The organism is Vicinamibacteria bacterium (assembly GCA_035570235.1).
GTDB lineage: Bacteria > Acidobacteriota > Vicinamibacteria > Fen-336 > Fen-336 > DATMML01.
Genome location: DATMML010000042.1, coordinates 74768 through 101122, shown reverse-complemented (window position 1 = coordinate 101122; position 26355 = coordinate 74768). Strand labels below are relative to the sequence as shown.

Here is a 26355-nt window from a genome sequence, read left to right as displayed (position 1 = left end):
GTGATGAGGTCGTCGATCGGACAGAGGCTGGGAGCAGGGTTTGCCCTGCCCCTCCTGATTCTAGTCATCTTGGGCGCGGTATCCCACCGCGCACTGAACAACTCGGTCGAGACGAGCCGGTGGGTTGATCACACCTACGAGGTCTTGGACACGCTCGCACAGCTTCAGATCTCCCTATTGGAGGCCGAGTCCGCCCAACGCGGTTACCTCATCACGGGAAAGGAGGAGTTCCTTCAGCCTTTCCAAAGGAGCGCCGCCCTCGTCCCCGTGATCCTCAAGCGGGTCACTGAGCTCACCGCGGACAACCCGCGCCAGCAGCAGCGACTGGAGGAGGTCAAGCCTATGATCGAGGCCCTCTTGCTGCGACTCAAGAAGAGGAGCGACTTGCGCCGAGCCAAGGGCCTGGAAGCGATGGAGTCGGCGCTTCCCACCGAGGAGACGCAAGAGACCGTCGATCGGTTCCTGAAGAAGAGGACGGAGCTGGAAGAGGAGGAGAGGCGACTCCTCAAGGAACGAGCAGCGGAGAGCGAATCCAGCATCCGCACCACGCAGGCCATCACCCTCTGGGGGACGGCCCTCGGATTCGCGGTCGTCTCCCTGGCTGGCCTTTTCATCATCCGCGGCATCTCGGGCCCGATCCAGGCCGGGGTCCAGCGCATCGCTTCCGCCGCCAGCGAGATCCTCGCCGCGACCACCCAGCAAGCCACGGGGACGCAGGAGGAGTCGGCGGCTGTCCAAGAGACCACGACGACCGTGCACGAGGTCCGGCAAACCGCTCAGCTCTCTTCTGAGAAGGCGCAGGCCGTGGCCGATCTGGTGCGCAAAACGTCCCAGACGTCGCAGGAGGGGCGCCGGGCCGCGGAGGAGACACTACAAGGGATGCAAGAGGCTAAGGCGCGGATGGAGGGGATCGCGGAGCGCGTCTTGGGCCTGAGCGAGCACGGCCAGGCTATCGGCGAAATCATTGCCACCGTGAATGGCCTCGCCGAGCAGTCGAACCTGCTGGCCGTGAACGCGGCCATCGAGGCCGCCAAGGCGGGGGAGGCGGGGAAGGGCTTCTCTGTGGTGGCCTCGGAAGTGAAGGCGTTGGCCGAGCAGTCGAAGCAGGCCACGGGGCAGGTACGGCAGATCCTGGGAGAAATCCAGCGGGCAACGCAGACGGCGGTGCTGGCGACCGAGCAGGGAGTGAAGGCCTCGGAGGCGGGAGAGGGCCTGGCGCGTAGGGCCGGAGAGGCCATCCTGCAGCTCACCGAGAGCCTCTCGGATGCTGCTCAAGCCGCCCAGCAGATCTTCGTAACCGCTCAAGAGCAATCGGCGGGGGTGGATCAGGTAGCCACGGCCATGGAGAACATCCGGCAAGTGTCAACCCAGAACATGGCCGCAACCCGGCAGATGGAGCGGGCGGCAAGGGACCTGAGTTCGATCGCTCAGCAGTTTAAGGCGCTCGTGACGGGCTCGGGGCATGGCGAGCGAGCGATGGCGAGCACGGTCTTGGAGGCGGGGTCTCCGGAGTAGGGTTTCCTAGTGATGGCGAGGCAGGCCGACATTCGATCGCGCCTCATGGCTACCTTCAAGGAGGAGGCCGCGGAACACCTCCAGACGATCTCCGCCCACCTCCTCGCTTTGGATCGGGGATTGCCAGCCGCCGAAGTCGCCGGGGTCGTGGAGTCCATGTTCCGGGCCGTACACACGCTCAAGGGAGCCGCCCGCTCGGTGGGCCTCCGCGATACAGAGGCGCTCTGCCAGGACGTGGAGTCGGTCCTGAGCCAGATCAAGGGCGGCCGACAATCGCTGACCGGAGACGTCCTCAGTCGCGTCCAAGCGGTGATGGATGGCGTGGCTCGTTTGTTGACGGAAGCCCAGGCCGCAGCACCGGGAAACGACGATCCGCGCCCGCTCGGCGCGCCCAAGGCGGCACCCTCCCCCGAAGCACCCGCGGCGGCCGTTCCATCATCGGCCCTCCCCGCCTCCTCAAGCGCACCGTCACCACTGCCGGCCCGGTCCGTCGGGGAGACCATCCGGATCAGCACCGCCAGGCTGGACACCATCCACTCCCGCGTCGAAGACCTCTTGGCCGTGAAGCTCTCGGCGGACGAGCGGGTGCACGGGGCCAGGCGGCTCGCCGACGTCCTTGTTCGTTGCCGAGAGCAGCTGAGCCGCGGTCGGGTAGCGCGCGCGGGCAACAAGGACGACCGGAACCGGGTCAGCTCGAGAGACGGCCTTGACGCCGATATCCGGGCCGCCGAGCTTCAGGCGCGCACCCAATTAGCCAGGTTGCTCGGAGACCGCCGCCTCATCGCCGCGGCTGTGGAGGGGCTCCAAGAGGAGGCGCGGCAGATCCGCATGATGCCCGCCTCTTCGGTGCTGGAGCCGTTTCCACGGATGGTCGGCGAGCTGGCCCGCACTCGCGGAAAGGAAGCGGACTTCGTTGTGCTCGGGTCGGATCAGGAAGTGGACCGCAGAGTCCTGGAGGCAATCAAGGATCCCCTTATCCATCTGGTCCGTAACGCCCTGGACCACGGGATCGAACTCCCAGAGGTCCGGCGGCGGGCGGGCAAGCCGTCCCGCGGGCGGATCGGGGTGACATTTGCTCCTCAAGAAGGCCGGAGGGTCGGGGTCCGGGTGGAGGACGATGGCGCGGGCATTGACGTTGCACGGGTGAGGGCGGGAGCAGTCCGGGCTCGACTGGTCAGTCTCGAGGAAGCGGAGGCCCTTTCGGACAGCGCCGCTCTCGACCTCATCTTTTCGTCGGGGGTGAGCACGAGCGCCGTCGTCACCGACCTTTCGGGCCATGGTCTGGGCATGGCCATCGTGAGGGACGCGGTGGAGCGACTGGGGGGTCAAATCCTCGTAGAGACTCACCTGGGCGCGGGAACGAGCGTGCGTATGCTCCTCCCCGCAACCGTGGTCACGTTCCGCGGGCTGCTCGTCCGTGCCGGCCAACAGGCCTTTCTGCTCCCGATAGAGGCACTCGAGCGCGCGGTCAGCGTGGCCCCCAGTGATTTCGAGAGCGTCAGTGGCCGAACCGCCACGCGCTTGAACGGCGGCGTCCTCTTCGTCACCCCCCTGGCCGAACTGCTGGGACTCGACCCCGGCCCCGAGGCGACCAAATCGGATCCCAAACGTCCCTGCGTCGTTGTCCGGTCGGGGGCGGAGCGGACGGGGCTGCTGGTGGATGAGGTGGTCGGAGAGAGCGAGGTACTGGTCAAAGAGCTGAGACCCCCGCTTACCCGGGTGCGCCACGTGGCGGGGGCAGGAGTGCTCGGCAACGGTGAGCTGGCGCTCATCTTGCGGCCCCTGGACCTGCTGCGTTCCCAACAGGAGGGCTTGCCCGCCCGGCGGGCCCCAGAATCCACGGAGTTGGCATCCCAAGCGGTGATTCTCGTCGTGGACGACTCGATCACTACGCGAACGATGGAGAGGAATCTCCTCGAGGCGGCGGGCTACAAGGTCGCGATAGCGTCCAATGGTCAGGAAGCCTGGACGATCCTCAAGAGCGAGCACTTCGACCTGTTGGTGTCGGACGTGGACATGCCGCGGATGAATGGCTTTGACCTCACGGCCCGCGTTCGGGCGGACCCGACGCTCGCGGACCTTCCCGTGGTCCTTGTCACCGCTCTTGAGTCGCGGGATGACAAGGAACGTGGGATCGAGGTGGGTGCCAATGCGTACGTCATTAAGTCCGGCTTCGATCAGTCGAAGCTTCTGGAAATCATTCGCCGTCTGGTGTGATCAGAGAGTTACGGGGGGGAATTTGATTCGCGTTCTTCTGGCGGAGGATTCGGCGGTTACCCGCGAATATCTTGCCGCCGCGCTCGACGAGGACCCGGAGATCAGAGTAGTGGGAACCGCCCGCGACGGCGTGGAGGCGGTTGAGCAGGCGGAGAGCCTGCGGCCGGACGTCATCCTGATGGACGTTCATATGCCACGGATGGGTGGGCTCGAGGCGACGAGACAGATCATGTCCCGCGCTCCCGCCCCCATCGTGCTCGCCACCGCCGGCTTTAGCCGCGACGAGACTGCGTTGGGCTTCGAGGCCATCAAGGCGGGCGCTCTCACGGTGCTCGACAAGCCTCAGGGTCCGGACAACCGGGCGGCGCGCGACCTCACGCGGACGGTCAAGCTCATGGCGGAAGTGAAAGTGGTGCGCCGCTGGCCCCGTCGCGAGCGAGCGGAAATACCCTCCCTCGCGGGAAGACTATCGGGCCGCAAGATACGCGCCATCGGAATCGGTGCCTCCACCGGTGGCCCCGCCGCGCTGGCAGAGGCTCTAGGCGGTCTAGGGGACGTGCTCGCGGTGCCGGTGCTCGTTGTACAGCACATCACTCCCGGCTTCACTGCGGGCTTGGCGGAATGGCTGGCCAGCCAGACACGTCTGCCCGTAAAGCTCGCGGAAAACGGGGAACGGGCGCGCGAGGGGGTCGTCTACCTCGCTCCGGATGGGATCGAGATGGGGATGGAGATGGACGGGCGAATCCGCCTCACGGCTCAGAATCTTGGCGAGGGATTACACCCCAGCGCGGACCATCTTTTTGCGTCGCTTGCGCGCGCTCTTGGCCCTTCCGTGCTGGGGATCCTCCTGACGGGCATGGGTCGGGACGGGGCGGAGGGCCTTGGGCAGCTCCGAGCGGCGGGAGCAGTCACCGTGGCCCAGGACGAGGCCACGAGCGTTGTGTTCGGCATGCCGGGCGAGGCCCTACGCCGGGGGGCGGCGGAGCACGTTCTCTCACCAAGGGAAATCGCTGGGTTGATCCGCTCGCTGACCGAGCCGGAGAGGGTCTAGGGACCTTTATGGCACGCAGGATCCTGGTCGTCGAGGACAGCCCCACGCAGGCGGAGCGCCTCCGCCTCCTCCTCGAGGATCAGGGCTACCAAGTGGAGGTGGCAAGGAATGGCCGGGAGGGTCTCGCCGCCGCAAAGTCTGGGCCGCCGGACCTAATTGTCTCCGACGTGGTGATGCCGGAGATGGACGGCTTCGCCTTCTGCCAAGCCGTGAAGGCGGAGGATGTCACGAAAAGGATCCCCTTCGTGCTTCTGACGGGCCAGCGCACTCCGATGGACATCATCCACGGACTTCAGAAGGGCGCGGACAATTTCATCACGAAGCCCTTTGAGGACGACTATCTCGTAGACCGAGTGCGGCGCATCTTCGACAACCTTGCGCACCGGGAGAGGGGGGGCCTCGAGATGGAGGTCGCCGTGCGCCTCAGCGGCCGAGAAATCGTCGTCAACGCCGACAAGCAGCAGATGATCGAACTGCTCTTCTCCACCTCGGAGGAGCTCTCCGAGTCCCACAAGCATCTGGAGGCGGCACGGCTGCAACTGGAAGAGCAGGCCCGCGACCTCGAGCGAAAGGTGCAGGAGCGCACTCAAGAGCTGCGGCAGGCCGAAGAGAAATTCCGCACGCTCGTGGAGCAGATGCCCGCGGTGGTCTACACGGCGGCGCACGAACGTGTCGGGCAAGCGCGCTACATGAGCCCGCAGATCGAGACCCTGCTCGGGTTCCCGACCGCGGATTGGTTGACCGACCCTGACCACTGGACGCACCGGATTCATCCCGACGACCGGGAGCGGGTCACGGCGGTGTTTGGCGGCCTTCGGGCGACGGGCACCCCGGCAAGCGCGGAGTACCGGCTGGTGGCCCGCGATGGCCGGCAGACATGGGTCCGTGACATGGCGCGGGTTGTGCGGAGCGCGGAAGGAACGGCCCCCTTCGTGCAGGGCGTCATTCTCGACATTAGCGACCGCAAGCGGGCCGAAGAGGCTTTGCGAGCGAGTGAAAGCAGCTTCCGACTGCTCTTCGCCAGCAACCCCCACCCCATGTGGGTGTTCGATGGGGAAGGGTCTCGTTTCCTCGAGGTCAATGAGGCCGCGGTCGCCCACTACGGCTACTCCCGCGACGAATTCCTCGCCAAAACGATCCGCGACCTGCATCCATCCGACAACATCCCGATCGTCGAGCAGCACTTTCAGGAGGCTCTGCGGGAGCCCGGTCAGGAAGCCTTCCGCTCGCCCCGGGTTTGGAAACACCGCAAGAAGGACGGCACCCTAATCGACGTCGAGATTGCGGTGAGTCCGATCGAGTTCCTGGGACGCAAAGCGTGGCTCGCCCTCGCGAATGACATTACGGAGAAGAAGCGCCTCGAAGCCCAGCTCCTTCAAGCGCAGAAGATGGAGTCGGTGGGTCGGCTGGCCGGGGGCGTCGCCCACGACTTCAACAACCTGTTGGGTGTCATCACTGGTTACGGAGAGCTGCTCGAAAAGTCGCTCCCCGACGAGGCTCGCCCCCAGAAATACATCAAGGACATCATGCGGGCGGCCGAGCGCGCCGCCGGCCTGACGCGCCAGTTGCTGGCCTTCAGCCGCCGGCAGGTTCTCCAGCCGCGGATCCTAGACCTGAATACGGTAGTCGGCGAGATGGAGAAGATGCTGCGACGCCTGATCGGTGAGGACATCCAGCTGATCACCGTTCTCGACGAGTCTCTGGGCCGCGTTCAGGCCGATCCCGGGCAGATCGAGCAGGTTCTCATGAACCTGGCCGTGAACGCGCGGGATGCGATGCCGCGAGGCGGCCGGCTCACAATCGAGACCGCCAACGTCGACCTCGACGCGGCCTATGCCCGGTCTCGCCCTGGGGTCAAGCCCGGTCCCCACGTGATGCTGGCCGTCAGCGACACCGGTCACGGAATGGACCAGGAAGTTCTCGCCCAGGTCTTCGAACCCTTCTTCACGACCAAGGAAGCTGGGAAGGGGACAGGGCTGGGGCTGGCAACCGTCCATGGCATTGTGAGCCAGAGCGCGGGCCACATCTTTGTGTACAGCGAGCCGGAACACGGCACGACATTCAAGGTCTACCTGCCGCGGACCCAAGAGGCGGAGACCGTCGTGAAGGCCGCCCCCGCCAAGGCGGAACCCGAGCGGGGCTCCGAGACAATCCTACTCGTGGAGGACGAGGAGTCGCTTCGGAGCCTGGTACGCGAGTGTCTGGAAGCGAGCGGCTATACGGTCGTCGAAGCTCGTCACCCGGGGCACGCCCTCGAGATCGCGCAAGCGCACGCCGTCCACATCCACCTCTTGATAACCGATGTGGTCATGCCCGGCATGAGCGGAAGCGAGTTGGCCGCCCGCTTGGTAGGGTCTCACCGCGAGATGAAGGTGCTCTACATGTCCGGCTACACCGACGACGCGGTCGTGCTCCACGGTGTGCTCGCCGCGAACGCCGCGTTCCTGCAAAAGCCCTTCACCATGGAGGCACTCGCGCGAAAGGTGAGGGAGGTGCTGGGCGGGTCGGGATAACGCTGGCCCCCGCTCCAACAACTTGGGTGCCAAGCGTCAGGCAGTCTGGCATGGTGAGAAACCGGCGGTGGGCGTAGTCACGGTTCCCGACCCTGCATCATGCTCCTGACCGACCAGCTCTTAGTCGCGACTACTTCTAGAGAAATCCCGTCGCCCGAGGTTTTTCGGGATCCCTCCGAGCCCGTCGTGGGTTCGAGTCTTGTCAGAGGTATGAGGCCGAGCGGGCCCAAGATCCGCTAGCGCGGCGGCGCCGGCCGCGTGGTCGCGGCGTCGGCAAGCAGTTGAGCCGCAAGCGCCCGGTCGCGCTGGATCCGTTCGTCTCGATCCTGTAACAATTTCTCTACCCACGACAGCATTACGGGACCCCTAGTTCCATCCCGGACGCCTAAGCGGATTCGCTCGACTTCCTCATGGGTGAGCATCGCCCGACCTCTCTGGGCCGGCTATCCTAGGCGAAGAAAAGACGAATGTCAATGAGCCGCGGATTCAGGCAAGCCCTCGATGGGTCTCGAAGAGGCGGATGAGCGGGGACACCTCTTAGACCGCAATCCCCGCTCGCGCAGGCTTTTCTGGCCTCCACTGGAAGCGGTCAGGCTATGCTGAGCATTCGACCAGGTTTGGCCCCGGCGGACTCTGACGTCTGGCGCGTTTCGTGTCGTGGAGGGCTCTTGACGGAACCCAGAACAGGAGTCGTCGACGGCCATACCCAGGTCAATGTGGGATCCAGCTCGATCCCAAGTCACGCAAACCGCCGTCCTTGTCGTCGGTCTATGGTGCTCGACAGGCGGGCCCGGGGCCAGGCTCGCCGAAGGCCGCTGGCGAGGGTGTCGAATAGCTACATATGCCAAGCGTTCGTTGCGGTCGGGATAGCTCTGGCCACCAGCACCTGCGTGTTTGGACAGCAGGAGGGGGCGGTGCTGGTTAGGGGAGGGACATTTCGGATGGGGACAGCATCGTCCGCGATTCCCGAGCTGAAGCGTCGCTACGTCGTGAGTTTCCCAGGAGCCTTCGAGAGTGAGGTCCCGGACCACCTCGTCACCGTGGGCGACTTCCGGATGGACCGCTACGAGGTCACAAACGAGCGCTTCTTCCAATTCACGGTGACCCACCCCGAGTGGGGCCGATCGCACTTTCCCCCGGAGTTGGACAACGGGCACTACCTCGAGCACTGGAAAGATGGAGGCTACCCAGCGGGCAAGGCGAACCACCCCGTCGTATTCGTGACCTGGCATGCTGCGGAAGCCTTTTGTCAGTGGGCGAGCGGCCGGTTGCCTAGCGAGGCTGAATGGGAATTCGCCGCTCGTGCTGGAGATGACCGTGAGTTTCCTTGGGGGAACGCGTTGCCATCGCCCGAGCTTGCCAACTACTCGGCGAGTGGAGTCGGCGCGACCAGACAGGTCGGCAGCTATCCGCCGAATCCCGTTGGCCTATATGATCTGGCGGGCAACGTCTGGGAGTTCGTGCTGGACGCATGGGAGTCGGGGTATCCGGCGGAACCTCAACTGGATCCCGTGGCCGGCGGCGGGCTTCCCATCGACATCCGTACTGTGCGCGGCCGCCGAGTCATACGCGGCGGCAGTTTCGGTGGTGCTGTCGTCAACTTGCGCACCCGATGGCGCGATAGCCACGAGGTGTCGAACGCAGTTGGATTCGTCGGTTTTCGGTGCGTCTATCCCGTCCGGACGGGCACGCCCTAGATGTTCTCGATGCTGCGAAAGCAACCGTGAGCTTCGGGCGTCAGATCCGGAGCACCCCTGATCAGCAAGGATGAGTCGGCGAACGATCGGATCCCGAACTCTCTCCTTTGTCCGTGACCTTCTACTTCCGTGCCTCATGTGACTGTGACTCCAGTTCTCGCCCGATGTCCTTCAACACGTTACGCAGCCACACACACCCTGTGTCCGTGTGGGTCCGCGCTGGATGCAGGAGATACTCATCGAAACTACCGACGTCCAGGGGTACTGGCATCGCGCTTACGTTTAGTTGAGAAGCATATGTTCTTATCAGCCGCTCGGGGAGGACGGCGATAAGGTCGGAACGGGCCACGACGTGCAGGGCTTGCAGGTAGTGCGGTACCGTCAGGACGACGTTTCGGGTGAGTCCTTCCTGCTTCAACCAAGTATCCACCGGGTCCGCGAAGAGTCCTTGCGGCCTCACTGCCACCTGCTTCCAGTTGAGAAATTGCTCTGGCTTGGAAATCGGCCTCGCCGCCCGGTGGCTCCTGCGGACGGCGCACGCGTCGCGATCCCTGAACAAGCGCCGACGGTGGAAGCCCGCGAAGGAGTCGGGAATGCAGGCGATCACGGCGTCGACGTCGCGGGCCAGCTCCGTGGGATTCGTGAAGCCTCCACGCCACGGCTGGATCTCCACCCGGATGCTCGGAGCCATCCGCTGCAGCCGGGCCAACAGAGGGGGGAGGAGAAGATCGCTCGCATTGTCGGTTACGCATATTCGAAACGTCCGCTGGCTGCGGGAAGGATCGAATGTGTCACCGGCGAGCAATTCTTTGACCCGCTCCAATGCATCTCGGACGGGATGGCGAAGCGCCTCACCGCGCACGGTGACCTGCATGCCTGCACCAACACGGACCAATATGGCATCGCCGAGCATGCTGCGAAGCCGGCTCAAAGCATGACTCATGGCAGGCTGAGAGCGCCCCACACGCCGCGCCGCGCCTCCGACGCTCTCTTCCTCGAGCAGTGCTTGGAGGGCGACCAAGAGGTTGAGGTCCAGAGCGGCCAAATTCACATCATGCATGTCAGGTATTCAACGAATCGATTGGAAGAATAGTGGAAACGATCTTATTTTGCGAGCTGTGAAGTGCGCGCGGGAGTGCAGGCGGGTGGGCCTGGCGCCGCCCCCGTGGATTAACTTCCTCTCCAAGGAGGCTACGGCAGAGATGCTTGAAAACGCAGCTGTTCAATTGATCGTCCCGGACACGATGCCCAAGTCCGTTGGCTACTCGCAGCTCGCTATAGTGAGCGGCGGAAAGACAGTCTTCGTTGCGGGACAGGTCGCAGTGGACAAATCCGGCAACCTCGTTGGTAAAGATGACTTTCGCTCTCAGGTTAAGCAGGTCTTCGAGAACCTGAAGGCGGGAGTCGAAGCAGCAGGCGGGAGCTTTCGTGACATGATCAAGCTCAACATTTACCTTCTCGACCTATCGAACCTGCCTGAGTTTCGGGAGGTAAGAGACCAGTACATAGACACAAGCAAACCACCCACCAGCACGGCGATTCAGGTTCCGAGGCTTTTTCGCCCGGAATTTCTCGTAGAGATCGAGGCTGTCGCCGTCACGAACGCCAAGTAGCGTCCAACCGCGGGGGTCGTCAGTGCTGCACCGTGAGTTCGGCAAGACGTGGCCTCCCCGCAGGGATCTGGAGCTAGACCCTTTTCGCGGCATGGACGGCCCCCGACGGAACCGAATATCCAACTCGTCGACAGCCATACCCACATCGATATGTGGTAGTCGTGCTTTCACGGGCACCCCCATGACTTGGAGGGTGCCCCGGTAACACGGGGGCAAGACTGTTCTCGCGGCCGAGCCCGCTGGGAAGGGCGACCCCACGCCGGGCGGATGCTTCCAGAGAATCTGGCTATACTTCTGGCAACTGGCTGAGGAGCGGTCCTCACACATCGACAGCCGGTCTATAGGCGCATGACTTAGCCCATGAGGGGAGTTGATTGCCCCTGGGGTAACACAGGGCAACACGATTCCTGTTACCCCATGGGACTTCCTGGAACGCTCTGGAACGTCCTGAACCAACCTAAGTATATGAACCTAAGTCTATCTAGAGCGACAAAGCGTGATTGATCGGACACCTCAGTTTGTTGACAGCCACTGTCACATCGACATGCCCCAGTTCGATGGAGACCGGGAGGCAGTCGTCGCCCGCGCGCGCGCCCAAGGTGTTCGCGAGCTCTTGATTGTGGGCGGAGTTGACGAGGAGGAGGGCCACCGCCGGGCTCTGCGCGTGGCCGGGGAGCTCGGAGTGCCGGCCTCGGCCGGCGTGCATCCCCACGAAGCGAAGCTTGCCGACGAACGCGTTTATGACGAGCTGCTGGGCTTGGCTCGAGAAGGCCGAATCGTGGCCATCGGCGAGGTGGGGCTGGACTTTCACTACGACCATTCCCCCCGACCCGTTCAGCGGGAGGTTTTCCGCCGCCAGGTGAAGCTGGCGCGCGGGGCGGGGCTGCCCCTCATCGTTCACACACGGGAGGCGGACGAGGAGACCGCGGGAATCCTGGAGGAGGAGGGGGCGGCCGAGGTGGGGGGCGTCATCCACTGCTTCTCGGGCGGTCGGGAACTGGCGGAGCGGGCCCTGGCCCTGGGCTTCTACATCTCATTCTCCGGGATCGTGGCTTTTCCCCGCACCGAGGTCGTCCAGGGGGTGGCTAAGACGGTGCCACGGGACCGTCTGCTCGTCGAGACCGACGCTCCTTTCCTGGCCCCCCCGCCCCACCGCGGCAAGCGTAACGAACCCGCCTTTGTGGTGGAGGTAGCGCGGACGGTTGCGGCCCTGCGTGGCGAGACCGCGGAGACCGTCGGCGCAGCCGCCCTTGAGAACTTTGCCCGGCTATTCCGCAGGGTCGTTTGACAACGCCGCCCGAATCCGTCACCTTACGCGTGTTCGTTCCGAGCGTTCCTGCCTCGCTTCTACGGACCATGGCTGAAAGTTCTTTTGACGTCGTGAGCAGTGTGGACCTTCAAGAGGTGAGGAACGCCATCGCCCAGGCCATGAAGGAGATCACCACGCGCTACGACCTGAAAGGCACCGGTTCTGTCATCGACCTGCAGGGAGAGGAAGTCGTTCTCGCCTCCTCCGACGAATTCAAGCTCAAAGCGGTCCGCGATGTGCTCGAGACTCGCTTCGTGAAGAGAAGCGTGCCACTAAAGGCCCTTACGTTCGGGACGATCGAGAAAGCCTTGGGTGGCACCACTCGGCAGAAGGTCAGCCTGCAGAAGGGCATACCCTCCGAAAAGGCCCGGGAGATCGTGAAGGTCATCAAAGGGACGAAACTGAAGGTGCAGGCCGCCATCCAAGGCGACCAGGTGCGGATCTCCGGGAAGAACAAGGACGACCTGCAGAGCGTGATGCGGGTCCTGAAAGAGATCGACCTGGGCATCGACATGCAGTTCACCAACTACAGGTAGGAGCCCTTGGCCGCGGTGGATCCTCTCGACGGACGCGGGGTGGCAGACCTCAGGGACATCGTCCAGCTCGTGGAGGACGACCTGGCCCGCGTCGAAGAGCTGTTCCAGGAGCAAGTCCGCTCCGACGTAAGGCTGGTGAGCGAGATCGGACGGTATATCCAGGAGGGCGGGGGAAAGCGCATCCGGCCCGCTCTGTTGCTTCTGGCCTGCCGGCTCTGCGGCTACCGAGGCAGTCGGGCGATCCTCCTAGCCTCGGTAGTGGAGTTCATCCACACCGCCACCCTCCTCCACGATGACATCATCGACGAGGCTACCGTCCGCCGGGGCCGCCGCAGCGTGAACAGCCGTTGGGGTAACGACATCACCGTGCTCCTGGGCGACTTCTTGTACACCAAGTCCATGTCCATGGCCCTCTCCCAGGACAACCTCAAGATTCTTCGTCTGCTCTCCGACGTGACCCTGCGCATGATCGAGGGCGAGATCCTGGAGATCGAGCGCAACGGCGACCTCAAGGTGAACCCCGCGGACCACATCGACATCATCCGCCGAAAGACCGCTGACCTCTTCGCCGGCTGCATGCGGATTGGCGCCATCCTGGGGGAGGTCGGCCCGGAAAAAGAGGAAGCCTTGGCCGCCTATGGCCTGGATCTGGGGACCTGCTTCCAGATGGTCGACGATCTCCTGGACTTCACGGCAGAGGAGAAGACCCTAGGTAAGCCCGTGGCCAACGATCTCCGCGAGGGCAAGTTGACCCTGCCCATGATCTTCCTCCTGCGTAGGGCAGGCGCGACTGGCATCGACAAGGTCTCCACCGTCCTCGAGGACCGCGGATTCGGGAGGGTCTCGAGGGAGGAGATTGTGCGATTGGCCCGTGAACACGGAGCCTTGGACGAGGCCCGCGGCCTGGCCGAGCAATACGCCGCCGCCGCCCGGCGGGACCTCCTCGTCTTCGACCGTTCCCCCTACCGCGAGGCCCTCGAGGCCCTGCCCGACTTCATCCTGGCCCGGGACCACTAGGAGGGGAGCAGGGGCGCATCGTGTCCGGTACCCCCCCCCATAGCCTAGGGCGGTTGCGGAAGCCGGTTGTTGGCGGCCTGCTCCTGAACGCCCTCCTCGCGGCTCTGGCCGCGGGTCTCTTCGTCGCTCCCCGGCTCCTGGAAGGCCATGCTGCCCTCCTCTGGACGCGCCACTACGCGGCCCGGGTCGCGGGGCCGCCGGCGGGCGAGCATGCCCGACAGGCTCTGCGCTGGGGCCTGAGGGCGATGGGGCTAACCGCGCCCCTGCCCCCCGCCGCGGAGGCGGCGCGGCTCGTCCTGGCCTCCGGGCGCAAGATCGAGGTTAAAGACGCTGCCGCGGCCCTCGCCCTCTACGGCGAGGTCGGGGCCGAGCTTGACCGCCTGTCGAGCTCGAGGGTGCGTGGCCGGGGCCTTGCCGGCTTGGCCGCGGAGGCCCGGGAAGAGGAAGCGCGGACCCGCGCCGCCATCGCCGGCGCACGGCAGAAATGACCGACGTGAAAGCCGCGCAACGCGTCGAGCACTTACGCCGGGAGATTCGCCACCACGAGCGGCTTTACCACGTCTTGAATGCGCCGGAAATCTCCGACGAGGAATACGACCGACTGGAGCGCGAGCTCCGGGACCTGGAGGCCCAGCACCCCGAGCTGGTTACGCCGGACAGCCCGACCCAGCGGGTGGGGGAGCGCCCCTCCGAGGAGTTCCCGAGCTTCACCCACCGCGTGCCCATGCTCAGCCTGGACAACACTTACAGCGAGGACGAGCTCCGGGAGTTTGAGGAGCGTATCTTCCGCCTCGTGGGGCCGCGGGAGATGGTCTACGTGACGGAACTCAAGATTGACGGGCTCTCGGTGGCCCTCCACTACGAGCATGGGCGCCTCCTCCGGGGGGTCACGCGGGGTGACGGGGTGCGCGGGGATGACGTTACGCCCAACGTGAGGGCCATCAAGGCCGTCCCCCTGCGCCTCCAGGGGGACGATGCTCCGGCGGAGTTGGAGGTGCGCGGCGAAGTCTTCCTACCCCGTTCCCGTTTCGAGGCCATGAACCGCGAGCGTGAGCGGGCGGGGGAGGAGCCCTTCGCAAACCCGCGCAACGCCGCGGCGGGCACGATGAAGAGCCTGGATCCGCGCATCGCTGCCGCGCGGGGGCTGGACACATACCTTTACGCGGTGGCCCACCTCAAGGGAACCGTGCTCCAGAGCCAGTGGGAGGCCCTGGAGCGCTTGGGGTCCTGGGGCCTCAAGACCAACCCCAACTCCCGGCGTTGCCGCGGTCTGGCCGACGTGCTGGAGTTCTGCGCGGAGTGGAGGGGGAAGCGCGACTCGCTGGAGTACGACATCGACGGCGTGGTGGTGAAGGTGGACGACTTCGCCCTCCAACAGGAGCTGGGGTTCACGAGCAAGTTTCCGCGCTGGGCCATCGCGTTCAAATATCCGGCCCGGCAGGCGACCACCGGGGTGCGCTCCATTGAGGTGCACGTGGGCCGCACCGGGAAGCTCACCCCCGTTGCTGGGCTCGACCCCGTGCTCTTGGCGGGGTCCACGGTGAGCCGGGCGACCCTGCACAACGAGGAGGAAGTGGCGCGGAAGGACGTGCGGGTGGGGGACACCGTGATCATTGAGAAAGGAGGCGACGTCATCCCCAAGGTGGTGGCGGTCATCGTGGAAAGGCGTCCTCCCGGCACGAAACCCTGGGTGCCCCCGGCCGCCTGCCCCGTCTGCGGGACGCCGGCCGTGAAGGCAGAGGGGGAAGTGGATCGGCGCTGCCCCAACGTCTCCTGCCCGGCCCAGATTGAGGAGGCTTTGAAGCACTTCGCTCGGCGCGAAGCCATGGACATCGAGGGTCTGGGGGACGCGCTCGTTCATCAGTTTGTGGAGAAGGGCCTGGTGCGCGATTTCGCCGACCTCTATCAGTTGCGGCTCGAGGATGTGATCGGCCTCGAGCGGATGGCGGACAAGTCGAGCCGGAACCTGCTTGCGCAGATCGAGGCGAGCAAAAACCGGGAGCTGCGCCGGCTACTTTTCGGCCTCGGTATCCGCTTCGTAGGCGAGCGGGCAGCTCTGCTTTTGGCCCGGCACTTCCGGAGCCTGGAGGCGCTGGGGCGAGCCCGGGCGGAGGAGATCGACGCCCTCTACGAAATCGGGCCCGTGGTCGCCAACTCCGTCCACGCTTGGTTTGGGAGCGAGGCCAACCGGAGCCTGGTCGAGCGCCTTCGCAAGGCGGGCGTGCGGACGGAAGAGCCCGAAGCCCCTCCCGGAGCGCTGGCTTTCCAAGGTATGCAATTTGTCCTCACGGGGACCCTCGAAGGCATGAGCCGGGACGAGGCCAAGGCCGCCATCGAGGCCCGCGGAGGGCGCGTGACCTCCTCCGTCTCCAAGAATACGGCTGTGGTGGTGGTGGGCAAGGAGGCCGGCTCCAAGTACGAAAAGGCCCGCGGGCTGGGCCTGAAATGCGTGGACGAGGCCGCCTTCAAGGCCATGCTGTCGTCCGACTCCGGCCCCCCCGGCGGTATACTTCCCTCATGACGCGCGCCGCGCTCGCCCTCTCCTTCGCGCTGGTCGCCTCGGTGGCCGCCCTCCTGGGCCTCTTGGCGGGCGGGGGTGGAAGTGTCCCCTTCCCGGGTGCTTACGCGACGGGCGCTCCTTCCTTCGCGGATATCGTCCAGCGGGTGAATCCCGCGGTGGTACACGTGGACGTCATCGAGAAAGACGGTTCGAATCCGCACGAGGGGGTCGAGGATGCCCCCGAGTTGGACGTTCCGCGGCGCGGCGAGGGATCGGGTTTCATCGTGGACTCCACGGGTTACATCCTCACCAATCACCACCTCGTTCCCAGCCCCGCCCGAATCCGGGTGCGCTTAGCGGACAAGCGAGAGCTGCCGGCCTCTCTCGTGGGGTCGGACCCCAGCACCGACCTCGCCCTCCTGAAAGTGGACGCCCGTGACCTGCCCGTGGTGCCCCTGGGCGATTCGGACCGGGTGCGGGTGGGGGAGTGGGTGTGCGCCATCGGTAACCCCCTCCATTTCGACCATACGGTTACCGTGGGGGTCGTTTCCTCAAAGGGCCGGAAGATTTTCAACGCCTCCTTCGATTCCTACATCCAGACCGACGCCGCTATCAACCCCGGGAACTCCGGGGGACCACTGATCAACGTCTCCGGGGAGGCGGTCGGGATCAACGCCGCCGTGAGCAGCGAGGGGCAGGGGATCGGCTTCGCGGTGCCCATCAACTTAGCCCGTGCCGTTCTCGACCAGCTGCGCACGAGCGGTCACGTCTCCCGCGGTTACCTGGGAATCCAGCTCCACGAGTTGGACCCGGATCTCCAGAAACTACTCGGCCTCAAGGAGCCGCGGGGGGCCCTAGTCTTGGAGGTGGTGCCCGGTAGCGCCGGGCAGACAGCCGGTCTCCGCCGTTACGACGTGGTCACCGGTGTCTCCGGCCAGCCCGTCGAGGACGGCGACCAGCTCGTGCGTACCATCGCGGCCCTCAAGCCGGGCAGCCCGGTGACCCTAGCCGTATTCCGCGACGGCAAGACCTTGTCGCTGGAAGCCAAGCTGACGGAGCGGGCCCCCGAGGACGCGACCCCCCCACCCCGACCCGCCGCGGACAGCGTCTCCGTCAAGGGCGACGCGCTGGGGCTCGTGGTCGGCGACCTGGGGCCGAAGGCCAAGAAAGACCTCCCCGTGGACAGGGTTGGGGCGGTGGTCAAGGACGTCCTGGGCGTCGATCCCGGCACCGACGCCCTCGACCAGGGCGACATCATCGTGGAGGTGAACCGCAAGGCCACGCCGAACGCCGCCGCCTATAAGCGCGTGGTGGGCAGCCTCTCCAACGGGGAAGCGGCCTGGCTGTACGTGTACCGGCCTCGGCCCCCCGGCTCCTTCCTGACCAAGATCGAAGTCGAGGATGCGAGGTGAAGGCCCGGGTCCTCATCATCGACGATGAGGAGGCCATTCGCTCCTCCTTGAAGATGATCTTCGAATACGAAGGCTACGAGTGCCTGCTCGCGGCGAGCGGGGCGGCGGGGATCAAGATGGTGGAGAAGGAGGGACCCGACCTCGTCTTTCTCGACATCAAGATGCCGCAGATGGATGGGATGGAGACGCTGAGGCGGATCCGGGCCCTGGAAGAGTCGCTGCCCGTGGTCATCCTCTCCGGCCACGGCACCGTCAAGACCGCGGTCGAGGCCACAAAGCTCGGAGCTTTCGACTTCATCGAGAAGCCGCCGGAGAGTGACCGAATCCTGCTGGTGGCACGTAACGCGCTCGGCCAGAAGCGGCTCAGCGACGAGAACCGCCGGTTGAAGCTCAGCTTCGATGACCGCTATCGAATGGTCGGACAGAGCGGGGCCCTGGAAAAAGTATGGGACGCGGTCAAGCGCGCCGCCCCCACCAACGCCACCGTACTCATCATGGGAGAGAGCGGATCGGGTAAAGAGCTCGTGGCTCGGGCCATCCACCGCAACAGCCTGCGTAAAGACGATGCGTTCGTGCAGGTGAATTGCGCGGCCATCCCCGAGGAGCTGATCGAGAGTGAACTCTTCGGCCACGAGAAGGGCTCCTTCACCGGGGCCACCGAGAAGCAAATCGGCAAGTTCGAGCTAGCCCACAAAGGGACCATCTTCCTAGACGAGGTGGGGGACATGAGCCTACGCACCCAGGCAAAGGTCCTTCGCGTCCTCCAAGAGGGAGAGGTCGAGCGCATCGGCTCCCAAAAGACGATCCAGGTGGACGTGCGCGTGATAGCCGCAACCAACAAGGCCCTGGAGGGGGCCATCGAGAAGGGCGACTTCCGGGAGGACCTCTACTTCCGCCTGTCCGTGATCCCCATCCGCGTCCCCCCCCTGAGGGAGCGGGCGGAGGATGTTCCGGTTCTTGTCCAGCACTTCGTCAAACAGTTCTCCGCGGAGAGCAACTTTCGCCCCAAGACCTTCGCCCCCGCGGCGGTCGAGGCCTTGAAACGGCATCCTTGGCGGGGCAACGTGCGGGAGCTGAAGAACGCCGTGGAGCGGCTCCTCATCATGGTCGAAGGCGAGGAAATTCGGGTCGAGCACCTAGCGGAGGTATTGCGCCGTCCCGCGGACGGCGGTCCGCCCGCAGCCGACACCGCGGCCTCCCTCCGAGACTTCAAAGAGGCTGCGGAGCGAGCCTTCCTGGTCGATAAGTTGCGCGAGAGCAAATGGAACATCTCGGCCACTGCCGCCGCTATCGGCACCCCGCGGTCCAACCTGTACAAGAAGCTCGAGCAGTACGGGATTAGCCAGGAAAAAGACGGCTAAAGCTTCCCCCGCCCGCCAGGGCCGGTGGGCAGCGCCTGCCGAGACCCCCCGCTCGACGACGGACACAGGGCTTCAACTTGGGTTATTACCCGCCACAAGCAGCCGGCGCTTGCGACCGAGCGGCCGTTGAATCCGACTCGGCGTCGGCTCGTCGTGCCGTGGCATCCGGACCTGCCTCCATGGGGGCGCTACGGCCCGGAGGGCCGGCAGCGAGAGCACGTGGAGCGAGACCCCGCCGACGCCCCGGCGGACGCCAGGGGAAGCGTGAACCGCACGCCGAGGGCCCCCGACTCCGACACTCGGTTTATGATCGGCCCGTGAAGGACAGGAGCCGAGGCTTCGGGGTGGCCGTCTTGTTCTGCCTGACCTGCCTGGGCTGTGGCGGGGGCGGCTCGGTTAAGAGGGTGTTGCTGGTCGGAGTGGACGGCGCGGACCCCGGCATTCTCGAACGGCTGATTGGTGAGGGCAGGCTTCCTACCTTCGCGCGGCTGAAGAGGGCCGGGGCCAGCGGTCGCCTGCGCTCGCGCGAACCGCTACTCTCCCCGATCCTGTGGACGACGATTGCCACCGGTCGCCGGGGACAGGACCACGGCATTCTGGACTTCGTGGAGGTCTCTTCCGAGGGCAAGCTCATGCCCATCACCAGTACCCGGCGTCGCGTCCCCGCACTCTGGAACATTCTCGATCATGCCGGGAAGAGCACGGGTGTCGTGGGCTGGTATGCCACCTATCCTGCGGAACACGTGAGAGGCTTCGTGGTTTCGGATCACCTAGGCTTTCACCAAGTGAAGAGCGCGAGCGGGGGGGCCGGATCGACCTATCCGGAGGGTCTCGCCCAAGAACTGCGCGTGCGCTTCGGTGAGGTGGCCGCCCAGACCGAGGCCACGCGCGCACGCTTCGTCGAACCCGGCGCCACCCCCAGTCCGGACGGGATCCGCCGGTTGGCGCGCCTGGCGGAGATTCATGCCACGACCGAGTTATTTCGCGGCGTCACGCGCTACCTAGGCGGACAGCGCCATCCAGACCTGCTTGCCGTGTACTTCGAGCTCGTCGACGCTTGTGGGCATCTCTTCATGGAGGACGCCCCGCCCCAGCGGCCCGGGATCCTGCCCGAAGACTTCCAGGCGTTCTCGAAGACGGTGGACCGCTGCTACGACTATCAAGATGAGGTCTTGGGGGAGCTCCTGGAGGGGGCTGACGCCGGCACGGTGACGCTGGTCGTGTCCGACCACGGCTTTAAGAGCGGTGATAGCCGCCCCGTGACCTCCGGTCGCGCGGACACCGGGCTGGCCCCCCTCTGGCACAAGCTGAGCGGTGTGGTCCTGGCCGCCGGGCCGGGAGTGCGGCGCGGCGCCACGATCGAGGGCGCGAGCATCCTGGACGTGGCCCCCACGGTTCTCGGCCTGCTCGACGTCCCCTTGTCGCGCGAGCTGCCCGGCGTGCGCCTTAAGCAGGCCTTCGAGCCGGGAAGCTGGCGCGAGCTCAAGGCAGTCGATCACTATCCCGTCGACGTGGCCACCCCACCCCGAGCGACCACGGCCCGCGACGAGGACTCCGAGGAGCGCATAGAACGCTTGCGGGCGCTGGGTTATCTTGGCGATTCGGCCAACCGAGGTCACGACGAGGCGGGCCGGACGGCCACCTCGTACTTGAATGAAGGGGCCTCCCGTGCCGCGGACGGTGACGAGGCGGGCGCTCTGGCCGACTACGCCCGCGCCCTTGAACTCGATCCACGCAACGTCAACGCCCGCGTTTTCGCCGCCCGCATCCACATTCACCGGGGCGAACTCTCGAAAACCAAGGAGTTGCTGGACCAGGCTCTCGTTCTGGATCCGAATGGCATCGGCGTGCGGCTCCAGCGTGCGGCCTGGGCGGTGGAGGCGCGGCGCTGGGACGAGGCCGCGGCGGAGCTGGCCGTGGCCGGCGCTCTCGATGATCGGCTCCCGCAGCTTCACCTGCTGCGCGCGCGGGTCGCGCAGCATGTTGGCCGCTCGGAGGAGGCGCTGTCCGAGCTGCGGCGGGCGGAGGCGTTGGCCGATGCGGAGCCGTTGCTCGCGGAAATCCTCTGGCTGCAGGCACGGGTAGCGGCCGAACTCGGACGCCCCGACGAGGCCGAGCACGCCTTGCGCAAGGCGCAATCGCTGGATCCGTCGCCGGTCCCGGCATCCTTGCGGGGTGACGTGGCCTTGGCACGCGGGGACTGGAAGCAGGCGGCGATCCTGTATCGAGAGGCGCTGGCCGCGAACGCCACGGACTCGGTGCTCGAAAGGAAGCTGGGTCAAGCGCTGACGGGGGCGAACGAGGGACCGTCGGCTGAGTCGGCGTTCCGGGGAGCGGTCGTGAAAGCTCAGACCGATGAGGAGCGTGAGGGAGGCTTGGGAGACCTTGCCCTGCTCTTCCAGAAACAAGGGCGAGAAGCGGAGGGGCGGAAAGTCTTGCTCCAGGCGGTCGCGAGCCTTCCGCGCTCTGCGCGGTTGTGGGGCATGCTCGGGGCGGCCTGGGGTCGGGTTGGCGAGCTCGACCGCGCCATTGCCGCCTACCAGCGATCGGTCGCGCTCGGCCCGACGCCTCTAGCCTGCAAGACCCTGGCCGCTCTGCTCCTCGGAGAGCGCAAGGACAAGGCGGGCGCGGTGGCCCTCTGGAAGCAGTCCCTCGCCCTCGACCCCGATCAGCCCGACGTCCAGCAGTTCCTGAGGTCCGCGGCCCGATGAGTTTACGGGAAGTGTCCCAGTCTGAAACGGTTCCGAATTTGTGATCGTGCCTCAAAGATCCAACCGAATTTGTTCTTGACTTCCTGGCCCTGGAGTTATAGGGATAGCATGTCTGGAGCAGGTGACTCTGTCGTCAGCCCAGAATTTCCCACTGACTTGGCATTAAATTCAAATTGTTGGATCTTGGAGGTGCTCGAGTGGTGCGCAAAGAAAGCCTAAAGCTGATCCTCACGGCGGCCGCCGTCACGCTCGCGGTGGGCTCTGTCCTCTTCCAGGGTTCGCTACCATCGGCACTTGCGAAGCCGACTAAGAGGGCGGAAGTGAGGAAGCGGCCCCGGAGCGTCCAGGAGCGGTTCCAGGAGGAGTTCTCGCAGGCCGCAGTCGGGGACTCTCTCAAGGAGGAGTCTCTGGGCGAGCGGGACCTGTTCAACCAATGGTTCTTCGCCCAGAGGGCGTATCCCTCCGACAGCATCCCCGTCGGGGCGCTCGGGTCGGCGTTCAACCGGTCGCGGGAAGACAATGACGACAGCTCCGACAGCGATGACCCCGCGGAGGGGCACTGGCGCGCGCTCGGCCCGTCCACCATCCCGAAAGGCCAGACCGACGGCTCGCTCGGCGCGCAGTCCCCGGTGAGCGGACGCGTTTCCGCGATTGCCGCCCACCCCACGAATCCTGACATCGTCTACGTCGGGGGCGCGCAAGGGGGCGTGTGGAAGACCACGAACGCCACCTCCCCGAACCCACACTGGCGACCCCTGACGGATCACGAGGCATCTCTCGCGGTCGGATCCATCGCCATCGACCCCGTCGACCCTCAGATCGTTTATGTGGGGACGGGCGAGCCCAACCGCTCCTGCGACTCGTACTATGGACAGGGCATCCTGCGTTCCACCGACGGGGGTGAGAACTGGAAGCTGCTGGGCGGGGGCGGCGCGGTCTTCAATAACCCGGGTCCCTTCGTCGGGCGGGCGGTGGCGAGGATCATCATCGATCCCAAGACCGCGGGCTCTCGCCGCCATACGACGCTGTGGGCGTCCACCACGATCGGTGTGCAAAGCGGGGGGACAATCCCGACTTGCTCGATCGCGAATCCCGCCGCCCCCTTTGGCCTGTGGCGCTCGACCGATAGCGGGGCGACCTGGCAGCTGCAGAACGTTCCCGTTCCAGGTGCCGGCGCCTTTTCCGTCCAGGACATGGTCCTCGACCCAGTCGACCATGAGACGCTGTACGCGGCGGTCCGCTCGAGCCGGGTTGGAGTCTGGAAGTCCACCAACGCGGCCACGGGTGCACCCGCGACGTTCACGGCGATGGGCGTCGGCTTCCCCACCAGCGCAAACATACGGCGCATCAATGTCGCCATCGGGGGGCCGGGGGCGCCGGGTACTCTGTACGCCGCGGTCGAGAACACCAGCGGCAGCCGCCTGCTCGGTCTCTTCAAGACCACGGACGGCGCCGCAACATGGTCCACGGTGGCGAGCGTGCCCGCATACTGCAGCGGACAATGCTTCTACGACATGACCGTGGCCGTCGACCCGCGTGACCCCACGGGCAACCGCGTCTTCATCGGCGGGAACCCCCACGCCTTCGCGGCCGACCTCTCGGGGGTCCCCGGTGGGCACACCAACTGGCGCTCGGACGACGGGGGTCTTCACTGGAGGGCGATCTCCCAGGGCAACGGGACGTCGGACAGCGTTCACACCGATGACCACGCGTACGCTTTCGGAGCCGACGGCTCGGTCTATGACGGCAACGACGGCGGAATCTGGCGGTCGCCGGATCTCGGGGCGTCTTGGACTTCCATGAACACCGATTTGGCCATCACGCAGTTTCAGGGCGTATCCACAGATCCGGAGCGCAAGGCCGTTCTGGGCGGTACCCAGGACAACGGGACCAACATCCGCAACCGGGATCTGTTGAAGCCTCCGAAGTGGTTCCACGCCGACTTCGGCGACGGGGGGCAGTCGATCATCGACCAGTCCAACCCCCAGACGATGTACCACACCTACTTCAACCAGGCCTTCAACTTCATGGGACCGGCGCGCAGCGACATCGGGGGCTCGGGCGGACCCGGGAGCTGGCCGTTCGTCGGTGCCTATTATGGCTACGGGAGCGCGTACTACAACGGAATGAACCCCACCGACCCGGTTTCGTTCTACGCGCCCCTGGCCCAGAACGTGGCCTTCACGCCCAACGTGATCTACTTCGGCTCGGATCGCGTCTACCGCTCTCCCAACCCCCTGCCGACACTCGCCCAGACCCCTTCCTGGACCGCCGTCAGCCCGCGGCTCACCAAGTTCGTCGGGAACTACGTCAGCTGGATCACCGCGTTCCCGCAGTTGTTGGGGGGCAAGGAAGTGCTGTACGCAGGCTCCTCGGACGGCGCGCTCTCCGCGTCGGCGTCGGTCGACGGCTCGGGCATCGCCGCCTGGAACCGCATCGACGCCTTGCCGTTGCCGAACCGCGCCGTCAGCGGCATCGCCACCGACACTACGGACGCGACCGCCAACACCGCCATCGTGACGTTCTCCGGCTTCGAGGCCAGCACGCCGACGACGCTGGGACACGTGTTCATCACCACCAACGGGCTGTCGGCCACGCCCACCTGGACCAACATCTCCGGCAACCTCCCCGATGTGCCCATCAATGCGGTCGTGATCGACTACGTGGGCCACGACGACCCGCGGCGGGTGCTGTACGTCGCCTCGGACATCGGGGTGTTCCGCAGCCGCGACTCCGGGGAGACCTGGAAGCTGGTGTCCAAGGGCTTGCCCTTTGTCTCCGTGTTCGGTCTCGAGCGCAACGCGACGAGCGGACAAATCGTTGCTTCGACTCACGGCCGCGGGATGTTCGAGCTCTCCAAGGAAGAGGATTAGACCGTCCCCGGCGTGGGCCGCAGCGCCCCTGGCGACGCGGCCTATTCAATTCTCGTTGTCCGGCGGCGGGCTCTTGAAGGGCCCGCCGCCGGGCTAAACCTCACGCCAAGCTTCCTCGCCCGGCATTGACCGGGGCCGTTCGCGTAGGCCCGACGAAAGCAATCTTGAGTCTCGGAGCCACGGCTGTTTTCCGGGCGAGAGTCCCATGGTCGATCCTCTAGACGCGGCCAGGCTCAAGGCGGAACAAACCTACAACGCCGCTGCAGACTCCTTTGACGCGGATCCCTTGGCGTTCTGGAGCCGGTACGGCCGCCGGACCGTCGAGAGAATGGGCCTGCCTCGCGGGGGGCGCGTCCTAGATGTGTGCTGTGGAACGGGCGCTTCTGCCTTGCCCGCCGCGCGGGCGATCGGCCCCGGGGGGCACGTCGTGGCCGTGGACTTGGCGGATGAGCTGTTGAAGCGGGGGCGGGCAAAGGCCCAGGCAGACGGCTTAGGCTGGGTGGAGTTCGTACGCGGCGACATGACAAGTCTGGGCTTCCCCGATCAGCACTTCGATGCCGTCATCTGCGTCTTTGGCATCTTCTTCGTTCCCGAGATGGAGAGGCAGGTGGCGGAGCTCTGGCGCATGACGGCCCGGGGCGGGCAGTTGGCCATCACCACTTGGGGACCCCGAATTTTCAGCCCTGCCTACGAGGTCTGGCGGGAGGCGGTCCGGCGGGTGCGGCCAGATCTGCATACCGCATTCAATCCCTGGGACCGGATCACTACCCCCGAAGCCGTTCGTCAGCTGCTGCGCAACGGAGGAGCGCAGGAGAGCGAGGTCGTTCCCGAGGACGGTCGGCAGCCTTTGCGGGCGCCGGAGGATTTTTGGACCATTGCCCTTGGCAGCGGGCTCCGCTGGACCATCGACCAAATGGGTCCGCAACTGGGGCAGAGGGTCAAGGAGGAGGTGCTCCATCATCTCGCGGCCCGAAGAGTGGACAGCGTGGAAACGAACGTAATCTACGCCCTGGCCAGAAGGAGATGAGGGACGGCGCGTGCTCGAGATTGGTCCTTATTGCATTGCCCGGGAAGCGTGATGGAGAAGGGTCACCGCGGCCTTAGGAGAGCGGCGCCTAGGCCGCCCGGACAGGACCCGGGCCTTTTGGGAGTTCGGGTTCCGCGAAAGTGAAGAGCGAGCCGCCTTTCTACGACGGCATTGCCGCCCGCTACGACGAAACATGGGGACCCCGCTTCGAAGCCGCGGCCGAGCAACTGCTGTCGCGGCTCGGCGGAATGGAAATCAAGCGAGCGCTGGACATCGGCACCGGGACGGGCGCGGTGCCAAGAGCTCTCGGGCGACGGGCGACGGCACCCGTGAGCCTGGTCGGTTGCGACCAGTCCCTCTCCATGCTGGCGCGGGCCAGGCGGACGGCGGCCGGGGTCCAGGTCGTGGCCGCCGACGCGGTCGGGCTCCCGTTCCGGGACGAGTCCTTCGATCTCTTGACCGCGAACTTCGTGCTCTCTCATCTCCGGGACTATCGTGAGGCACTGCGCGAGGCTTTTCGTGTGCTCAAAGCGACGGCAAACCTGGGGGTGTCGAACTGGGCGCCCGCGACCGATCCCTGCAGCACGGCCTGGAGGGAGCTCCTGGGAGGGGCGGTCGGGGTGGACATGGTCGAAAGAGCCACTAGGCAAGTGGCTCCGTGGGAGTCCTTTTTCGGTGAGCCGGACAACGTTTGCGCGGCGTTGAGGGAGGCGGGGTTCACACGTGTGGAGGCCGCCCGCATTCCCTTCGTCTGGCCCTCTTCGGTGGAGCGTTACCTGGCCGACCGCGAGTTGAGCGCGGCGGGTCGGCAGGCGCGTCAGGCACTGGGGGAGGCCGGTTGGAGCGACTTCCTCAAGAGTGCGCGACGCGAACTCGGGTCGCGCTGCGGGCACAACCTCAGCCACAGCCGCGGGATGATTGTGGCAACCGGGGTCAAGCCGTGAACGCAAAGCTGCAAGTGCAACCTTGGCCGCGGGGCCGCGCCGACGAGCTCGAGCTTGGC

18 protein-coding genes are annotated in these 26355 nt (G+C 65.7%); 17 read left to right on the top strand and 1 reads right to left on the bottom strand.

What is annotated here, in order from left to right; genetic code table 11:
• Window positions 1–3 precede the first annotated feature (3 nt).
• The 5 genes from VN461_07630 to VN461_07610 all read left to right on the top strand — a co-directional run bounded on the left by VN461_07630 (window position 4) and on the right by VN461_07610 (window position 8993).
• The gene (locus tag VN461_07630; protein ID HXB54636.1) at window positions 4–1515 is read left to right on the top strand and encodes a methyl-accepting chemotaxis protein; all 1512 of its coding nucleotides are present in this window, start codon (window positions 4–6) and stop codon (window positions 1513–1515) included.
• 12 nt (window positions 1516–1527) lie between these two features.
• On the top strand, window positions 1528–3732 hold the full coding sequence (locus tag VN461_07625; protein HXB54635.1) for a response regulator: 2205 nt from the start codon (window positions 1528–1530) through the stop codon (window positions 3730–3732).
• 22 nt (window positions 3733–3754) lie between these two features.
• Window positions 3755–4783 (top strand): chemotaxis-specific protein-glutamate methyltransferase CheB, encoded by a 1029-nt coding sequence (gene cheB, locus VN461_07620; GenBank protein ID HXB54634.1) that lies wholly within the window; start codon window positions 3755–3757, stop codon window positions 4781–4783.
• An 8-nt stretch (window positions 4784–4791) separates the two neighbouring features.
• A complete protein-coding gene (locus tag VN461_07615) occupies window positions 4792–7296 on the top strand; it encodes a response regulator (protein HXB54633.1) in 2505 nt (834 codons plus the stop codon).
• A 596-nt stretch (window positions 7297–7892) separates the two neighbouring features.
• The gene (locus VN461_07610) at window positions 7893–8993 is read left to right on the top strand and encodes a formylglycine-generating enzyme family protein (protein ID HXB54632.1); all 1101 of its coding nucleotides are present in this window, start codon (window positions 7893–7895) and stop codon (window positions 8991–8993) included.
• A gap of 121 nt (window positions 8994–9114) precedes the next feature.
• On the opposite strand, the gene VN461_07605 is transcribed toward VN461_07610, so the two are convergent.
• Window positions 9115–10053, bottom strand: a complete 939-nt coding sequence (locus VN461_07605; GenBank protein ID HXB54631.1) for a LysR family transcriptional regulator — start codon at window positions 10051–10053, stop codon at window positions 9115–9117.
• A gap of 85 nt (window positions 10054–10138) precedes the next feature.
• Between VN461_07605 and VN461_07600 the strand changes: the two genes are divergently transcribed.
• The 12 genes from VN461_07600 (at window position 10139) to VN461_07545 (ending at window position 26296) form a co-directional block, all read left to right on the top strand.
• The gene (locus VN461_07600; GenBank protein HXB54630.1) at window positions 10139–10606 is read left to right on the top strand and encodes a RidA family protein; all 468 of its coding nucleotides are present in this window, start codon (window positions 10139–10141) and stop codon (window positions 10604–10606) included.
• Window positions 10607–11102: 496 nt separating this feature from the next.
• On the top strand, window positions 11103–11894 hold the full coding sequence (locus VN461_07595) for a TatD family hydrolase (GenBank protein HXB54629.1): 792 nt from the start codon (window positions 11103–11105) through the stop codon (window positions 11892–11894).
• A 68-nt stretch (window positions 11895–11962) separates the two neighbouring features.
• Window positions 11963–12451 carry a YajQ family cyclic di-GMP-binding protein gene (locus VN461_07590; GenBank protein HXB54628.1) on the top strand — a complete coding sequence of 163 codons (489 nt, stop codon included), beginning with the start codon at window positions 11963–11965 and terminating at the stop codon, window positions 12449–12451.
• 15 nt (window positions 12452–12466) lie between these two features.
• The gene (locus tag VN461_07585; protein HXB54627.1) at window positions 12467–13468 is read left to right on the top strand and encodes a polyprenyl synthetase family protein; all 1002 of its coding nucleotides are present in this window, start codon (window positions 12467–12469) and stop codon (window positions 13466–13468) included.
• A 20-nt stretch (window positions 13469–13488) separates the two neighbouring features.
• Window positions 13489–13956, top strand: a complete 468-nt coding sequence (locus tag VN461_07580; protein HXB54626.1) for a hypothetical protein — start codon at window positions 13489–13491, stop codon at window positions 13954–13956.
• Window positions 13953–15989: an NAD-dependent DNA ligase LigA gene (gene ligA / locus VN461_07575; protein ID HXB54625.1), complete on the top strand. Its 2037-nt coding sequence runs from the start codon at window positions 13953–13955 to the stop codon at window positions 15987–15989. Before VN461_07580 ends, ligA begins: the two co-directional genes overlap by 4 nt.
• Window positions 15986–17380: a trypsin-like peptidase domain-containing protein gene (locus tag VN461_07570; GenBank protein ID HXB54624.1), complete on the top strand. Its 1395-nt coding sequence runs from the start codon at window positions 15986–15988 to the stop codon at window positions 17378–17380. The genes ligA and VN461_07570 overlap by 4 nt, the downstream gene beginning before the upstream one ends.
• Window positions 17377–18741, top strand: a complete 1365-nt coding sequence (locus tag VN461_07565; GenBank protein HXB54623.1) for a sigma-54 dependent transcriptional regulator — start codon at window positions 17377–17379, stop codon at window positions 18739–18741. The genes VN461_07570 and VN461_07565 overlap by 4 nt, the downstream gene beginning before the upstream one ends.
• Window positions 18742–19058: 317 nt before the next feature.
• A complete protein-coding gene (locus VN461_07560; GenBank protein ID HXB54622.1) occupies window positions 19059–21452 on the top strand; it encodes an alkaline phosphatase family protein in 2394 nt (797 codons plus the stop codon).
• A 197-nt stretch (window positions 21453–21649) separates the two neighbouring features.
• On the top strand, window positions 21650–24325 hold the full coding sequence (locus VN461_07555; protein HXB54621.1) for a hypothetical protein: 2676 nt from the start codon (window positions 21650–21652) through the stop codon (window positions 24323–24325).
• Between the two features lie 205 nt (window positions 24326–24530).
• Window positions 24531–25352, top strand: a complete 822-nt coding sequence (locus VN461_07550) for a methyltransferase domain-containing protein (GenBank protein ID HXB54620.1) — start codon at window positions 24531–24533, stop codon at window positions 25350–25352.
• Between the two features lie 140 nt (window positions 25353–25492).
• On the top strand, window positions 25493–26296 hold the full coding sequence (locus VN461_07545) for a methyltransferase domain-containing protein (GenBank protein ID HXB54619.1): 804 nt from the start codon (window positions 25493–25495) through the stop codon (window positions 26294–26296).
• Window positions 26297–26355: the final 59 nt, after the last annotated feature.

Coding starts and splice junctions, on each gene's coding strand:
- VN461_07605 (HXB54631.1), bottom strand. CDS start 10,053: ATGCATGATGTGAATTTGGCCGCTCTGGACCTCAACCTCTTGGTCGCC.
- VN461_07550 (HXB54620.1), top strand. CDS start 24,531: ATGGTCGATCCTCTAGACGCGGCCAGGCTCAAGGCGGAACAAACCTAC.
- VN461_07625 (HXB54635.1), top strand. CDS start 1,528: ATGGCGAGGCAGGCCGACATTCGATCGCGCCTCATGGCTACCTTCAAG.
- VN461_07590 (HXB54628.1), top strand. CDS start 11,963: ATGGCTGAAAGTTCTTTTGACGTCGTGAGCAGTGTGGACCTTCAAGAG.
- ligA (HXB54625.1), top strand. CDS start 13,953: ATGACCGACGTGAAAGCCGCGCAACGCGTCGAGCACTTACGCCGGGAG.
- VN461_07570 (HXB54624.1), top strand. CDS start 15,986: ATGACGCGCGCCGCGCTCGCCCTCTCCTTCGCGCTGGTCGCCTCGGTG.
- VN461_07615 (HXB54633.1), top strand. CDS start 4,792: ATGGCACGCAGGATCCTGGTCGTCGAGGACAGCCCCACGCAGGCGGAG.
- VN461_07630 (HXB54636.1), top strand. CDS start 4: ATGAGGTCGTCGATCGGACAGAGGCTGGGAGCAGGGTTTGCCCTGCCC.
- VN461_07610 (HXB54632.1), top strand. CDS start 7,893: ATGCTGAGCATTCGACCAGGTTTGGCCCCGGCGGACTCTGACGTCTGG.